Raw genomic sequence first — 14,398 nt, forward strand, 5'->3', positions numbered from 1 at the left:
CCGGGATCTGGGTGCCGAAGTCGACGAGGGAGAAGCCGGGGGCGGTGCGCTTCATGGCGAGGTACTCGTCGAGGATCGCGTCCATCGCGCCCCGCCAGTCGTCGGCCGGGAGCGCGCCGAGCCGCTCGCGCACCCGCTCCGCGTAGCGCTCCAGGTTGCGCTGGGCCAGGGCGTCGACCATGGCCCGCTTGTTGCTGAAGAAGCGGTAGACCGAGCCGATGGGGACGTCGGCGCGGGTGGCGACGGCCCGGGTGCTCAGCTCGTCGTAGCCGGCTTCGTCGAGGAGTCCCGCGCAGGCGTCGAGGATCCGGGCCAGTCGCTCGGCGCTGCGCTGCTGAACGGGCGTGCGGCGCAAGGGCGTCGGTGGAGGCATGCCGATCACCCTACGGCCGGGGAGGCGGTCTCCGCCCCGGACGCGGTCAGGTCGGCGGTGGCCTCGACCGGGGTGCCGTCGACCGCCCACAAGGTGTGGTCGTCGGCGAAGAGCCGGGCGGTGATCTGGTGGGTGCCGCGGCCGATCCGGCGACCGTCGAGGTGGTGGCCGGTCGCGCGCAGCCGGGCCAGGCGCCTGCCGTCGAGGTAGAGCTGGGCGTAGCCGCGGCCGTGCTCGGCGCGGGACGGGGTGCCCGCCGGGCTGAGCCGGAAGTGGCGGACCCGGATGCGGATGTCCCAGCCGCCGTCCCGGCTGCCGTCCGGGGTGACGACGACGCCGACCTCCGGGGCGTCCTCCTCGGGGATCTGCCGGAACCGGTGGCCCTCGTCGTCGGTGCGGTCGAGGACCGTGCCGACCCGGCGCGGTCCCCCGTCGTCGGAGCCGCAGCCGCCGAGGCCCGTGACGAGGGCGCACGTGAGGAGGGCGGCGGCGATTCGTCGACCCGGGGGTGTCCTCAGCATGCCCGGGACAGTAGAGGACTGTTCACGTCTGCGGATCCCTCTCGGGGAGGAGCCGCGCCCCGCGGGGGTGGCCCTGCGGCGTACCTCTTGCGCGGGGTGCCCGTGAATCCTACGGTTGTCCATAGGAATCATTGACGAGGGAGCGATGATGAGCGGGGACGTTCGCAAGACGGCCGAAGGCCTCACCTATCTGACGGGCTTCGGCAACGAGCACGCGTCGGAGGCCGTGCCCGGGGCCCTGCCCGAGGGACGGAACTCTCCGCAGCGCGCCCCGCTCGGCCTGTACGCGGAGCAGCTCAGCGGCAGCGCGTTCACCGAGCCGCGCGCCCACAACCGGCGTTCGTGGCTGTACCGGATCCGTCCGTCGGCGGCGCACCCGGAGTTCACCCGCGGCGACAACCTCGGGATCCGCACGGCGCCGTTCCACGAGACGGTGCCCGACCCGAACCGCCGCCGCTGGAACCCGCTGCCGGACCCGGCGCCCGGCACGGACTGGCTGGCAGGCCTGTGGACGCTCGGCGGCAACGGCGACGCGACGCAGCGCACCGGTATGGCCGTGCACCTCTACCACGCCAACTCCTCGATGACCGGCCGGGTGTTCAGCGACGCCGACGGTGAGCTGCTGATCGTCCCGGAGCTCGGCGGGCTGCTGCTGCGCACGGAGTTCGGGCTGCTGGCGGTGGACCCGGGCGAGGTGGCCCTGGTCCCGCGCGGCGTCCGCTTCCGCGTGGAGCTCCTGGACGGGACGGCCCGCGGGTACGTGTGCGAGAACTACGGCGCGCCGTTCCAGCTGCCCGACCTCGGCCCGATCGGCGCCAACGGCCTGGCGAACGCCCGGGACTTCCGGGCCCCGGTCGCCGCGTACGAGGACGCGGGGGACACGGAGGACGGGGCCCGCCCGGTGGAGGTGGTCAACAAGTACTGCGGCAACCTCTGGACCGCCACGTACGACCACTCCCCGCTGGACGTCGTGGCCTGGCACGGCAATCACGTCCCGTACGTGTACGACCTGCGCCGCTTCAACGTCATCGGGACGATCTCCTACGACCACCCGGACCCGTCGATCTTCACGGTGCTGACGTCCCCGTCCGACACCCCCGGTCTCGCGGGAGTCGACTTCGTCGTCTTCGCGCCGCGCTGGCTGGTGGGCGAGGACACGTTCCGTCCGCCGTACTTCCACCGGAACGTGATGAGCGAGTACATGGGGCTCATCGAGGGTGCCTACGACGCGAAGACGGCCGGGAAGGGGGGCTTCGTGCCGGGGGGCGGCTCGCTGCACAACATGATGTCGGCGCACGGGCCCGACCGGGAGACGTTCGATCGTGCGAGCGCGGCCGAGCTGAAGCCGGTCAAGGTGGACGACGGTCTTGCGTTCATGTTCGAGACGCGGTGGCCCGTGGTGCTTGCTCCGCAGGCTGAGCGGGCCGGGCATCTGCAGCGGGGGTACGACGAGGTGTGGCGGGGCCTGGAGCGCCACTTCCGGGGGTGACCGGGTGCGCTTCGGCGTCCGCCGGGTTCCGGTTCGGTGGGCGGCTGCTCCCCGGTGGGGGCTGGTCGCGCAGTTCCCCGCGCCCCCTGAAAGGCATGCGCTGACGCGCAGCCTCCAACGGGCCACCCGGGGGCGCGGGGAACTGCGCGAGAAGCCCCACCGGCCCGCGGACGCCATCACACCGAACCCGGCAGACCAGAAGGCGCCCACCCCCACCGCCACATTGCGTCAAGGCCCCCCGACCGATACGGATAACCCGTGACGTCATTCGCCCCGGACTCGATCGTCCTGAACCGCAAGTTGCCGCTCTGGTATCAGGTGTCGCAGTCCCTGCGCGCCTCCATACTCGGCAGATCCCCGCACGACCCCCTGCGCCTCCCCACCGAGGAACAGCTGGCGGGCCACTACGGAGTCTCCGTGCTGACGATGCGGCAGGCCCTGAAGGAGCTGGAGGACGAGGGGCTGATCACCCGGCACCGGCGCCGCGGCACCTTCATCGAGCCGGACGTGCGGCAGAGCGCCCCGGTCCGCCTGCTGGGGTCCGTCGACGCGATCGTGGCGCAGCAGTCCGGCATGACGACGGAGCTGCTGGACCACGGCCCAGCCCCGGTCCCGGTGGCGTACGCGGAGCTGTTCCCCGAGGCCGACACGGTCGCGGCGTACCACCGGCTGCGCTCCGACGAGAAGACCGGCGAGCCGACGAACCACGCCCGCAACTACGTGCGGCCCGAGCTGGGCGAGCAGATCGATCTGGACGATCTGGCGCGCTGGCCGATGACGAAGGTGCTGCGGGACGTCGTCGGCGTGCGGATCAGCCGGATCACGGACTCGGTGGAGGCGCGCCTCGCGGACCCGGAGACGGCCAGGCTGCTGGAGGTGCCGTTGCTCAGCCCGATCCTGCACTACACCGGCATCACGTACGACGAGGAGGGGCGGGTCCTGGACGTGGCGGTCATCCACTACCGCGGGGACCGGTTCTCCTTCACGGTGACCCTTGACGCCGATTGAGCGTGCGGGCCGGGGACGTACGATGCCGGGCGTGACGAACGACCGGCTCACCGATGCCCTGCCGCTGGCGGACCTCATGCCGTGGTCCGTCGCTCCGCTGCGTCTGGGCCGGTCCTGGCCCGTGGCGCCGGACGCCGCGTCCCTCAGGGCGCGTTGGGACTCCTTCGTACGGTCGGGGCCGGCCGAGCGGGAGGCGCTGCTCGAACCGTCCCGGGTCCGGACGCTGCACGCGGCGGCGGCCCAGCTCCCCGGTCAGCGGGCGGGCACCGAACCGCTCGCGCAGGCCGCGGGGCCGTGCCCCGAGCCGGTGCGGGTGCTGCACGGGCCGTTCGACGAGCAGTGGCTCATCCCCGACCAGCGGCTGATCGACGCGGCCCGCCCCGAGTTGTGGCGGGTGGCGGACGCGCGCCAGCTGTTCCTGGTGGAGCAGGGGTACGTGCCCGAGGCCGGCGGCCCCGCCGTGCTGGCCTGCGCGGTCCTCCCCGAGGGCCGCTCCCCCGCGGGCCGGCCGGGCCGGATCCGCCCGCTGTACCGGCGCCCGGACGGCGCGGAGCCGAACGTGGCGCCCGGTCTGCTCACGCACCTGTCCGGGACGTACGACACCGAGGTGCGGGCCGAGGACCTGCTCGCGTGGATCCTGGCCGTGGCCGTCCGGGACGCGGCGGGCTGCCGGGTGCCGCTGACCGCCGACCCGGACGCGTGGGCACGCGGGGTCGAACTGGGCCGCCGCGTCCTGTGGTTGCAGCGTCGCGGGGAGGGCACAGAGCGTCCCAAGCTGCCCGGCGGACGACGGCCTTATGTGCGGGCCCCGCTGCCGGACCGTCCGGCCGAGCTGCTCTACGACCGGGACGAGGAGGCACTCCTGGTCGGCGAAGGACGCATCTCCCCGGTGCCCGCGGCGGCCTGGGACTTCCACGTCGGCGGGGTCCGGGTCCTGGAGCAGTGGTTCGGGCGCCGCACCGCGCGGGGCGAGCCGGGCACACTGTCGGCCGTGCGCCCGGCGACCTGGCCGCAGGCCTGGACGTCGGAGCTGCTCGAACTGGTCACGGCGCTGGCACTGCTGGCCGAACTGCGCCCGCTGCAGGACGAGTTGCGGGAGACTCTCGGGGCCGATCCCGTCACCCCGGCCGAGCTGCGCCGGGCCCGCATCCTGCCGGTCCCGGAGTCCGCCCACCGTCCCGCGTCGGTCCTGGACCACCACGAGGAGGGCCCCGGCGGCCAGTTCGCCCTCCTCTGAACGCCCCTTCCCCTGAATGCCCCCTCCTCGGAACGTCAGGGGGCGCGGTCAGGCGGGCGCGGGCCCCGCGAAGCCGTCCAGGGTGCGCGCCAGGGCCCGCTCGAACACGGCCTCCAGGTCGATGGGCCCGGCGTCCTCGGCGAAGGCGGCGGCGAGGCGCGGGTACTTTCCCGAGGCCACCTGCCCGCCCAAGTAGGCGATCCGCACGGCCTGTTCCCGCTCGGCGCTCCACGGCAGGGAGCGGGTGCGCTCGGCCGTGGCGATCTCGTTGGCCACGTAGGTGGTCACCACGCTCGTCACGGCGGCGACCAGTTCCATCTTGGTGCCGTACGGGGCGTCGAGCGGGTCCAGGCAGGTCATGCAGTACTCCAGGTACCGCAGGGCGTTGGGGCTGAAGCCGTACACCGGTGACATCAGGCCCGGCAGCCACGGGTGCCGGTGCATGAGCGCCCGTGCCTGCCGGGCGAGTCCGAGCACGTCGGCCCGCCAGTCGCCGGTCGGCTCCGGGTAGCCGTACTCGGCGCTGACGGCGTCGACCATCAGCTCGTACAGGTCCTCCTTGCGCGGCACGTAGTTGTACAGCGACATCGTGCCCATGCCCAGCTCACCGGCGATCTTCCGCATGGAGACCGCGTCGATGCCCTCGGCGTCGGCGACCCGCACGGCGGCGGCCGCGATGTCGGCCCTGCTGTGCGCGGGCCGTGGGCCACGTCCGGTGCGCTCGGGGCGCGCCCAGATCACTTCTGGTTCGGCCGCTCGGCCCGCCATGGATCATCACCTCGCGCACCATCCTAGTTACGTACACCGTACGTAGTGCGCTACGGTGGCGCCATGACTTCTACGTACGCTGTACTTAGTGAAGGTCTGGAGAAGCGGTTCGGCCCGCGGAACGATCCGGCGAAGACCGTGCACGCCCTGCGCGGCCTCGATCTGGCGGTGCGCGAGGGGACGGTCTGCGGTCTGCTCGGGCCGAACGGAGCGGGCAAGACGACGGCGGTCCGGCTGCTCACCACGCTGCTGCGACCGGACGCCGGCACCGCGCGTGTCGCGGGCCACGACATCACCACCGCCGCGGACGCGGTCCGCCGCAGCATCGGGGTCACCGGCCAGTACGCGTCGGTCGACGGCGACCTCACCGGCCGGGAGAACCTGCGCCTGTTCGCCCGGCTGCTGCGGGCCCCGCGCGGCCGCGCCGACGAACTGCTCGACCGGTTCGGTCTGGCGGCGGCCGCCGACCGGCCCGCCCGCACCCTGTCGGGCGGGCTGCGCAGACGCCTCGACCTCGCGTCGAGCCTGCTCACCCGGCCCGCGGTCCTCTTCCTCGACGAGCCGACGACCGGCCTCGACCCGCACAGCAGGAACGGCATCTGGGAGGCGGTCCGCGAGCTGGCCGGGGAGGGCACGACCGTGCTGCTGACGACGCAGTACCTGGAGGAGGCCGACCGGCTGGCGGACGACATCGTGCTGATCGACGGCGGCCGGGCGGCCCACACCGGCACTCCCGCCGAGCTGAAGGCACAGATCGGCCACTACGCGGAGATCGTGGTCCCCGAGGACGCGGGCGAGCCGGCGCTGCACGCGGCCGCGGTCGTCCTCGACCAGCTCACCGGCGCCCGCCCGCGCGTGGACCCGGAGCGCCGCACCGTCGGAGCGGTCGTGCTCGACCCGGCCGTCACGCTGCCCCGGGTCGTCCGTGAACTCGACGCGGCCGGCGTTCCGTTGCTGGACGCGACGCTGCGACCGCCCACGCTCGACGAGGCGTTCCTGCGCCTCACCCTCACCCGCCCCGCACCCGAGGAGGTCGCCGCATGAGCAGCGCGATCCTGTACGACGGCACCGCCGTGCTCGGCCGTCATCTCCAGCGCATCCGGCACGCCCCGGCGATCCTGGTCATGACGCAGACGATGCCGATCGTGTTCCTGCTGTTCTTCGGCTACGTCTTCGGCAGCGCGCTGGCCATGCCGGGCTCGGACTACCGGGCGTTCCTGGTGCCGGGCATGCTGGTGGCGACGGCGGCCAACGGGATCATGACCGGGATGTTCACGGCCGCCCAGGACTCGCACCGCGGCGTCATGGACCGGTTCAGGACGCTGCCGATGAGCCGGGCGGCGGTACCGCTCGGGCAGGCCGTGGCGGACCTGCTGACCACCGCGGTGGGGCTGGTGCCGCTGGTCCTCGTGGGGCTCGCGATGGGCTGGCGGGTCGAGGGCGGGACGCCGGGCGCGCTCGGCGCGTTCGGCCTGCTGCTCCTCTTCCGGTTCGCGACGACGTGGGTCGGAATCCTGTTCGGGCTCGTCTCGCGGAGCGAGGAGGCGGCGGGGCAGCTGGGCAGTGCGACGTTCATGCTGCCGCTGCTCTCGAACGCGTACATCCCGACCGACGGCATGCCCGGGTGGGTGCGCACGGTCGCCGAGTGGAACCCGATCAGCGCGGTGGCCACGGCGGTGCGCGAGCTGTTCGGCAACGCGCCGGTGCCGCACGGTGCGGCGTGGCCGGTGACGCATCCGGTGGCCGGTTCGCTGGCCTGGTGCGCGGTGCTGCTCGCCGTGTGCGTGCCGCTCGCCGTCCGCCGGTACGCGAACGCCGGACGGTGAGCGGCCCGCGACGCCTCAGGTCTGGGGCGCCGGCTCGGGGCCGAGCGAGGAGAACTTCTCCTGCGACACGATCCGCTGCGGCGGCCAGGTGATGTTCTCCGGCGGCCACTTCTGGCCGGTCTTCTTCAGGAACCAGGCGGGCGGCTCGTACATGGGCGGTTCGTAGCCCGCCGGGAGCGCCGTCTTCCACCGCACGCCCTTGGTGCGCTCCCCGAACTCGTCCTTGATGGCCTTGAGGCGGGCGGGCTGGGTGATCAGGTCGACCGCGGTCGCCGCCAGATACCGCGCGGCGGCCACCACCGCGGCCTGGCCGGGAGCCGCCGCGGCGCAGGCGGCGGTGGACCAGGTGTGCATCTTCGTGCCGATCGGCGCGAGCGCGGCGCCCATCGACACGGTCGGCACGTTCCAGCTGATGTCGGCGACGTCGGTGGAACCGCCGCCCAGGAACACGGGGTTGGGCGGCGTCAGCTCGCCGATCTTGGCGTGCATGCCCTGCTGCGGGAGGCCCAGCGACTCCTGCAGCTCCTTCGCCAACCGGTGGGCCTCGTCCGGGAATTCGGGCGGTCCGATCTGCCGCATGTTCTCGTGCAGCAGCTCGGCGAAGGACTTCGACGGCAGCTGGTTCCAGCAGGCCGACGTGATCCGGTGCCCGACCTTCGTCTGGGAGGCCTTGGCGGCGGCCTCGGACACGGCGACGACCTTGTCGAGCAGCACCTGGACGCGGGCGGGGCTGCTCTCCCGGACGTAGTAGCTGATCTCGGCGATCTCCGGGGTCACGTTCGGGATGTCGCCGCCGTTGTTGATGACCCAGTGCAGCCGGCCGGAGGGGGCGAGGTTCTCCTCGCGCAGGAACTCCGACATCGTCGCCATCATCACGGCGGCGTCCAGCGCCGACTTGTTGCCGAGCGGGGTGCCGCCGTGGCCCGCGACGCCGAGGAAGGTGAAGGTGACCGCGGTCATGGCCGTGGTCGAGCCCCAGCCCGTGGCGTTGGCCGTCGAGGGGTGCCAGTCGAGGAACGCGTCGAGCCCCTCGTACACGCCCTTGCTGACCGCGTACGTCTTGCCGATCAGCGTCTCCTCGGCGGTCGAGCCGAAGAACTTCACGGTGACGGGCAGCTTGTGCTTCTTCGCCGCCTGGGCGACGGCCGCGGCCGCTGCGGCGGCCGCCGTGCCGAGCGCGCTGTGCCCGCAGCCGTGACCGGGCCCGTAACTGGGCGCGAAGGGGTCGTGGACGTACTCGCGGGGATCGTGGTGTCCGACGCCCTTGTTCTGGGAGAGGCCGGGCAGCGCGTCGTACTCGCCGCTGAAGCCGAGGACCGGGCCGCCGCTGCCCTGGGTGAAGGTCGCGGTGAACGCCGTGGGGAAGCCGGCGGTGCCGAACTTCACGTCGAATCCGGCCCGTTCGAGGAATCCGGCCTCGGCGAGCGAGGAGTTCCACTCGCGCAGCGAGAGTTCCGCGTGCTCCCAGATCTCGGCGTTCAGGCCGGTGATCCGGGAGGTGTTGGAGGTGATCCAGGCGAGGGCGGACGACTTGGCGGGGCTGTCCTCGGCGAGGCCCTCGGGGGCCTGGTAGGAGGCCGGCGTCGTGTCGTCGGCCGCGGCCGACGCGGGGTCGGCGTCGGCGGTCACGGCGGCGGCCGTCACTCCGGCGGCGCCGAGGAGCTGCATGATGCGGCGTCTGCTGAGCTGGGGGCCGGAGGCCATCAGCGCCGCGTTGTGCTCGTGCTGGTCGTGCAGGTCACACACACGTACCTCCGGGGGTGAGGTGGTGTAGCTGTATCGGCCATCGACGATCAAGCGACACAGTGGACCTTGGAAGTTGCCCCGTCAACATCCGTGCATGACAAGCCTGTTACGCCGCCGGCAGGGAACGAGCGAAGGCCCGCACCCGATCTCCACGCCGAGGCGCCCGCCGCATGCCGTGGGGATGACGGTCGCGAAGATGCGCAGCGGTACGCCGGACGGCGCGGAGGTCGAGTGCGGGCCTGAGCCCTTGCTGGGCCGGCGGCTTGTCTAGTGGCCGCCGAACAGCGTGCGGCGCAGCCGCCGCAGTGGCGCGAAGAGCGAGACCCGCCGCATCCGTGCGCGGCTCCCGCTGCGCTCGTGCGCGGTGTCACGCGCGGTCAGCTCCCGCATCAGCGTCGTCGCCTCGACCGTCTCGCGCTGCGGGACGGCGGGGCCGCCGAGCACCGAGAGATGGCGGTCGAGGCGCGAACTGGTCGCGCTGCTCCCGCAGGTGATCGCAGGCACTCGAGGCCTGCTGCGCACTGTTATCTGTTCCATGTCACTCCCCACCCGTACGAGGGCACCCGGCCCGGGCAGGTTAACCCTATCGCCCCCGCGTGACACTCGTGTATCCCGGTCGCAGGATTCACCTCCCTCATAAGGAGGTTGACGCCCTCTCGCCGATTACTCTCCGAATCCGACTGATTTCAGGGCGAGTTGGACAAGAGGGGCGGTTGTGGGCCGCTGCGAGCCGCCGTCCGGCTCGGTCGTGACAGCGAGTGAGGATGCGCTCGCAGTCAAGCCGGAGGCCAGGAACGGCGTGTCGGAGCCGCTGTCGGGCAGCACACCCAGGGAACGCGGGGCCGCGGCGCCGGACATCAGCCACAGCTGGTGATCGCGTCCCGGCGGGGGCGGGGCGAGGTCCGTGACGGTGATCACGGCGCCGCCCCGGGACGCCGACGCGATCACGGACAGGCCGCCGTCGCGCGCGGCGGCCGCATCGGGCGCCGCCAGAACGTGGTTGATCTCACGCGCCCGCGCCCGCCCCGCGTCGAGCTGGCCCTGAGTGCGGCTCAGCTCCACCCCGAGCAGCACCGCCGCCACGAGGGCGAGGACCGCGGCGCCCGCGGCGAGCGGCACGAGCAGCGGGCGGCGGGTCCCGGTCCGGGCCCGGGCGGGCGCGGCCGGGGGCGCGGCGGGCCGCCCGGCGGACTCCTGCTCCAGGGTGCGCACGGCGGTCAGGACGCGCTCGCGCAGCCCGGGCGGGGCGGGCACCTCGGCGGCGCGGGCGAGCCGCAGCGTGTCCACGGCGTGCGCGCGCACCTCGGCCGTGCAGCGCTCGCAGTGGGCCAGATGCCGTTCGTAGCGGGCGAGTTCGCGCGGGGGAAGGGCGTCGAGGGCGTACGGCACGGCGAGCGAGTGCGGGTCGCGCAGCGGCCACCACAGGGTCCGCGGGCGCGTCACGCGGAGGCTCCGTCCAGGCAGGACCGCAGCCGGAGCAGTCCGTCGCGCATCCGGGTCTTGACGGTGCCGAGCGGCACGGAGAGGCGGCGGGCGACCTCGCGGTAGGTGTAGCCGTCGTAGTAGGCGAGGGTGACGGCCTGGCGCTGGAGGTCGGTGAGGCGGCCGAGGCAGCGGCGCACCCAGTCCCGTTCGAGCCCGCTCTCCACCTCCTCGGCGACCTGGTCGAAGGCGGGGGTGCCGGCACGCCGGGCGACCCGCTCCTCGCGCTCCCCCGCGGCCCGCACGCTGCGCACCCGGTCGACGGCCCTGCGGTGGGCGAGCGTGAGGACCCAGGAGAGGGCGCCGCCGCGGTCCCGGTCGTAGCGGGCGGCGGTGCGCCACAGTTCGAGGAGCACCTCCTGGGTCACCTCCTCGGACTGCGCGGGATCCCGCAGCACGCGCCGCACCAGGCCGTAGACCGGCCCCGACACCTGCCCGTACAGCTCCTCGAAGGCGCGCTGGTCGCCGCGTCCGACGCGGGTCAGCAGCTCGTCGGCCGTGGCCGTGACGTCCATCAGGTCCCCCATCTCCGCCCGCTCATTGTGCGGTCGGGAGTGGTTCGGAGACAGGGGTGCGACCGGATGGGCGGCACCTTCCGGAAGCCCGGACCAATCCGCCGCGCCCCCTGCCCCGAATGGCCGTCGAGAGGCTCGCGCGGTGCGGGCACCAAGTTCACGAGGACGGACGCGATGACAGCAACTGCCAGGAGCCGCAGGGGAGTTCGCTCCCTTGCCGGGCTCGTCTGCGGCGCGCTGGCCGCCGGGGGGCTCGCAGCCGCCGGGGCGACCGCGCTACAGCCCGGACAGGCCCGCGCCTCCAGCCACCGGGAGGCCCCGCTGATCTCGGCGGACCCGCAGCACGACAACACGGACGTGTACGCGTTCGTCAGCCCCGACAAGCCGGACACGACGACGCTGATCGCGAACTGGATCCCGTTCGAGGAGCCGGCGGGCGGGCCGAACTTCTATCCGTTCGCGGAGGGTTCGCAGCACGACATCCACATCGACAGCGACGGCGACGGTCAGGGCGACCTGCTCTACCGGTGGACGTTCGACACGAAGACCAAGAACGGCAACACGTTCCTCTACAACACCGGCCCGGTCGACAGCCTCGACGACCCGGACCTCAACGTGACGCAGACCTACGACATCGAGCTGCTGCGGCTGAAGGACCAGAAGGTCGTCTCCACGACGAAGGTCGCCGACGACGTGCCGGTCGCGCCGTCGAACGTCGGCAAGGCGTCGATGCCCGACTACAAGAAGCTGCGCGACGAGGCGATACGCCAGGTCGACGGCGGCGGCACCGCGTTCGCGGGCCAGGCCGACGACCCGTTCTTCCTCGATCTGCGCGTCTTCGACCTGCTCTACGGCGGCGACCTGTCGGAGGTCGGCCGGGACACGCTCGCCGGATACAACACCAACACGATCGCGCTGCAGGTGCCGACGGCCGAGCTGCGGCAGTCCAAGAAGCAGCCGATCATCGGCGTCTGGTCCACGACCCAGCGCAAGAACGCCAAGGGCGGCTGGACCCAGGTCTCCCGGCTCGGCTCGCCGCTGGTCAACGAAGTGGTGATCCCGCAGAAGGACAAGGACAGGTTCAACGCCTCGCACCCGTGGAACGACGCGGACTTCCTGCCCTACGTCACCAAGCCCGAGCTGCCGAAGCTCCTCCAGGCGATCTACAAGCTGCCCGCCCCCAAGGAGCCGCGCAACGACCTCGTCTCGGTGTTCCTGACCGGCGTGAAGGGCCTGACGATGCCGCCGAACGTCCGGCCGGCGGAGATGCTGCGCCTCAACACGTCGATCCCGCCCACCGGTTCGCCCAAGCGGCTCGGCGTCCTGGACGGCGACAACGCGGGCTTCCCGAACGGGCGGCGCCTCACGGACGACGTCGTCGACATCGAACTGCAGGCCGTCGAGGGCGAACTCCTGGGCAACAAGAACGACCTGGGTGACGCGGTGAACGTCAACGACGTCACGTTCGGCGACACCTTCCCCTACGTGGCACTGCCCACCTCCGGTTCGCGCGGACAGCTCGCCAAGAAGAAGAACGGCGACGACGCGGCCCGCAGCGCCCTCGACGGCGGCGCCGCGGTGGGCAGTTCGACGTCCGGTTCGGACGGTCCGAGCGACACCCTGCTGATCGCCTCGGCGTCGGCCGGTGCCGCGGGCGTGCTGCTGATCGGGCTCGGCCTGGCCTGGTGGCGCGGCCGGATGCGGCGCCGCGGGGTCGTCTGACCCCGCCCCGAACGGCGCGGCCCGCGTGAGTCCCCCCGCGGGCCGCGCCTCCCACCCTCCCTCCGCACGGAAAGGTCACCTCATGGCTCCGCGCCTCTCAGGACGCACCGCCGTCGCCGCGTGCGCGCTGGCGCTCGCCCTCACCGGGGGCGCGGTCGCGATCGGCGGGAGCGGGTCGGACCCCGCGCCCGCCGCGGTCGCGCCGGCCGCGCCGCCCCCCGGGCATCCGGGCACCGCCGCCCTGGACGCGTCCGTCCGCTCCCTCCAGTCCCATCTCCGCGCCCAGCCGAAGGACTTCACGTCCTGGGCGACGCTCGGCACGGCCTACGTGGAGCAGGCCCGCACGACGGGCGACCCCTCTCGCTACGCGCAGGCGGACCGCGCCCTGGCCCGCTCGCTGCGGCTCCACCCCCGCGACAACGACGCCGCCCTCGCCGGCCGCGCGGCCCTCGCCGCCGCCCGCCACGACTTCTCGCACGCCCTGAGCGACGCGCGCCGCGCCCTCGCCGTCAACCCGTACAGCGAGCGCGCCCTGTCCACCCGCGTCGACGCCCTCGTCGAACTCGGCCGCTACGCCGAGGCGGAACGCGCTGTGGACGAGGCGGACCGCCGCCGTCCCGGCATCCCGGTCCTCACCCGTTTCTCGTACGTCGCCGAACTCCGCGGCGACGTCCCGACCGCCCACCACGCCCTCACCCGGGCCCTGTCCAGCGCCTCGTCCCCCGGCGACGTCGCGTACACGGCCACGGCACTCGGTCAACTCGCGTTCCGACAGGGCGACTTCGGGGCCGCCCTGCGGCACTGCGGCCGGGCCCTGCGCGCCGACGCCGGATACGTCCCGGCCCTGGAGTGCCGGGCCCGGGCCAGGGCGGGGAAGGGGGACCGGGCGGGGGCGGTCCGGGACCTGCGGAACGTGGTGGCGCGGTACCCGCTGCCCGGCCCCCTGGTGGAACTGGGCGAACTGTACGAGGCGCAGGGGGACTCGGCGGCGGCCAGGGACCAGTACGCCCTCGTCTCGGCCTGGATCGGCCTGGCCCGCGCGAACGGTGTCGACGTCGACCTCGACACGGCGCTCGCCGCCGCGGACCACGGCGACCCGAAGGCGGCCCTGCGGGCCGCGCGCGCCGAGTGGGACCGCCGCCGCACCGTCCACACGGCGGACGCCCTCGCCTGGGCGCTGCACCGGAACGGCAAGGACACCGAGGCCCTCCCCTACTCCCGCCGGGCCACCGCCACGGGCTTCCGCGAGGCGTCGTTCTTCTACCACCGCGGGGTGATCGCCCGCGGCACGGAACGCACGAAGTGGCTCCGCAAGGCCCTCACGACGAACCCGGCGTTCTCCCCTCTGTCGGCCCCCCGGGCCCGCGCCCTCCTCCGGACCGCCTCATGACCACACCTTCACGCCCCGCCCCCGGTGCCGCGCAACGACTCGGGAGGCGCCGGCCACGGGGTGCCGGCCGGAGGCACCTCACCGGCGCACCCCGCCGGAGGCGCCCTCTGCGATGGGCCGTCCTCGTCCTCCTCGCCGCGACAGCACTCCTCCTCACCCCCACGGACAGGGCCGCCGCCCACCCCCTGGGCAACTTCACCACCAACACCTACGACGGCCTGGTCACCACCCCGACCCAGCTCCGCGTCGACCACGTGGAGGACCTGGCCGAGATCCCGGCCACCCAGGCCGAACCGGCCGTCAAGCGCAAGGGAAGGACGA

The 14,398-nt window shown here is 73.3% G+C and carries 14 protein-coding genes and 1 pseudogene; 8 read left to right on the forward strand and 7 right to left on the reverse strand.

Translation table 11 applies throughout. The features are described 5' to 3' along the window. Both M4J07_RS41345 and M4J07_RS41350 read right to left on the reverse strand, forming a co-directional pair. The coding region (locus tag M4J07_RS41345; RefSeq protein ID WP_255981171.1) for a TetR/AcrR family transcriptional regulator at nt 1–373 on the reverse strand (373 nt) is incomplete at its 3' end. A 5-nt stretch (nt 374–378) separates the two neighbouring features. Next, nucleotides 379–894 carry a hypothetical protein gene (locus M4J07_RS41350; protein ID WP_255981173.1) on the reverse strand — a complete coding sequence of 172 codons (516 nt, stop codon included), beginning with the start codon at nt 892–894 and terminating at the stop codon, nt 379–381. Nucleotides 895–1,042: 148 nt separating this feature from the next. Between M4J07_RS41350 and hmgA the strand changes: the two genes are divergently transcribed. The 3 genes from hmgA to M4J07_RS41365 all read left to right on the forward strand — a co-directional run bounded on the left by hmgA (nt 1,043) and on the right by M4J07_RS41365 (nt 4,628). After that, nucleotides 1,043–2,383 (forward strand): homogentisate 1,2-dioxygenase, encoded by a 1,341-nt coding sequence (hmgA, locus tag M4J07_RS41355; RefSeq protein WP_255981175.1) that lies wholly within the window; start codon nt 1,043–1,045, stop codon nt 2,381–2,383. 258 nt (nt 2,384–2,641) lie between these two features. Beyond that, nucleotides 2,642–3,391 carry a GntR family transcriptional regulator gene (locus tag M4J07_RS41360; protein ID WP_255981177.1) on the forward strand — a complete coding sequence of 250 codons (750 nt, stop codon included), beginning with the start codon at nt 2,642–2,644 and terminating at the stop codon, nt 3,389–3,391. 22 nt (nt 3,392–3,413) lie between these two features. Next, the gene (locus M4J07_RS41365) at nt 3,414–4,628 is read left to right on the forward strand and encodes a type ISP restriction/modification enzyme (RefSeq protein WP_255981179.1); all 1,215 of its coding nucleotides are present in this window, start codon (nt 3,414–3,416) and stop codon (nt 4,626–4,628) included. Between the two features lie 48 nt (nt 4,629–4,676). Here M4J07_RS41365 and M4J07_RS41370 read toward each other — a convergent pair whose 3' ends face one another. Continuing rightward, nucleotides 4,677–5,396 (reverse strand): TetR/AcrR family transcriptional regulator, encoded by a 720-nt coding sequence (locus M4J07_RS41370; RefSeq protein ID WP_255981181.1) that lies wholly within the window; start codon nt 5,394–5,396, stop codon nt 4,677–4,679. 63 nt (nt 5,397–5,459) lie between these two features. On the opposite strand from M4J07_RS41370, the gene M4J07_RS41375 reads away from it, so the two are divergent. Next, a complete protein-coding gene (locus M4J07_RS41375) occupies nt 5,460–6,440 on the forward strand; it encodes an ATP-binding cassette domain-containing protein (protein ID WP_255981182.1) in 981 nt (326 codons plus the stop codon). After that, nucleotides 6,437–7,222, forward strand: coding sequence for an ABC transporter permease (locus tag M4J07_RS41380; RefSeq protein WP_255981184.1), 786 nt, complete (start codon nt 6,437–6,439; stop codon nt 7,220–7,222). The genes M4J07_RS41375 and M4J07_RS41380 overlap by 4 nt, the downstream gene beginning before the upstream one ends. Before the next feature lie 15 nt (nt 7,223–7,237). Here M4J07_RS41380 and M4J07_RS41385 read toward each other — a convergent pair whose 3' ends face one another. From M4J07_RS41385 to M4J07_RS41405, 4 genes are all read right to left on the reverse strand, one after another. Then, the gene (locus M4J07_RS41385; RefSeq protein WP_255981186.1) at nt 7,238–8,968 is read right to left on the reverse strand and encodes an amidohydrolase; all 1,731 of its coding nucleotides are present in this window, start codon (nt 8,966–8,968) and stop codon (nt 7,238–7,240) included. A 267-nt stretch (nt 8,969–9,235) separates the two neighbouring features. Further along, complete coding sequence (locus M4J07_RS41390; RefSeq protein WP_255981188.1) at nt 9,236–9,505, reverse strand: hypothetical protein; 270 nt, start codon at nt 9,503–9,505, stop codon at nt 9,236–9,238. Nucleotides 9,506–9,631: 126 nt separating this feature from the next. Further along, entirely contained in the window at nt 9,632–10,411 is a 780-nt protein-coding gene (locus tag M4J07_RS41395; RefSeq protein ID WP_308284818.1) for an anti-sigma factor, read from the reverse strand. Then, nucleotides 10,408–10,977: a sigma-70 family RNA polymerase sigma factor gene (locus M4J07_RS41405; RefSeq protein WP_255981190.1), complete on the reverse strand. Its 570-nt coding sequence runs from the start codon at nt 10,975–10,977 to the stop codon at nt 10,408–10,410. The genes M4J07_RS41395 and M4J07_RS41405 overlap by 4 nt, the downstream gene beginning before the upstream one ends. 162 nt (nt 10,978–11,139) lie before the next feature. On the opposite strand from M4J07_RS41405, the gene M4J07_RS41410 reads away from it, so the two are divergent. From M4J07_RS41410 to M4J07_RS41420, 3 genes and pseudogenes are all read left to right on the forward strand, one after another. Next, nucleotides 11,140–12,687 carry a DUF4331 domain-containing protein gene (locus M4J07_RS41410; protein ID WP_255981192.1) on the forward strand — a complete coding sequence of 516 codons (1,548 nt, stop codon included), beginning with the start codon at nt 11,140–11,142 and terminating at the stop codon, nt 12,685–12,687. Nucleotides 12,688–12,769: 82 nt separating this feature from the next. Next, nucleotides 12,770–14,077 carry a tetratricopeptide repeat protein gene (locus M4J07_RS41415; protein WP_255981194.1) on the forward strand — a complete coding sequence of 436 codons (1,308 nt, stop codon included), beginning with the start codon at nt 12,770–12,772 and terminating at the stop codon, nt 14,075–14,077. Continuing rightward, a pseudogene (locus M4J07_RS41420) lies at nt 14,074–14,398 on the forward strand (nickel transporter); the annotation flags it as partial. The gene M4J07_RS41415 and the pseudogene M4J07_RS41420, both read left to right, overlap by 4 nt.

The organism is Streptomyces longispororuber (genome assembly GCF_024448165.1).
GTDB classification, from domain to species: domain Bacteria; phylum Actinomycetota; class Actinomycetes; order Streptomycetales; family Streptomycetaceae; genus Streptomyces; species Streptomyces longispororuber_A.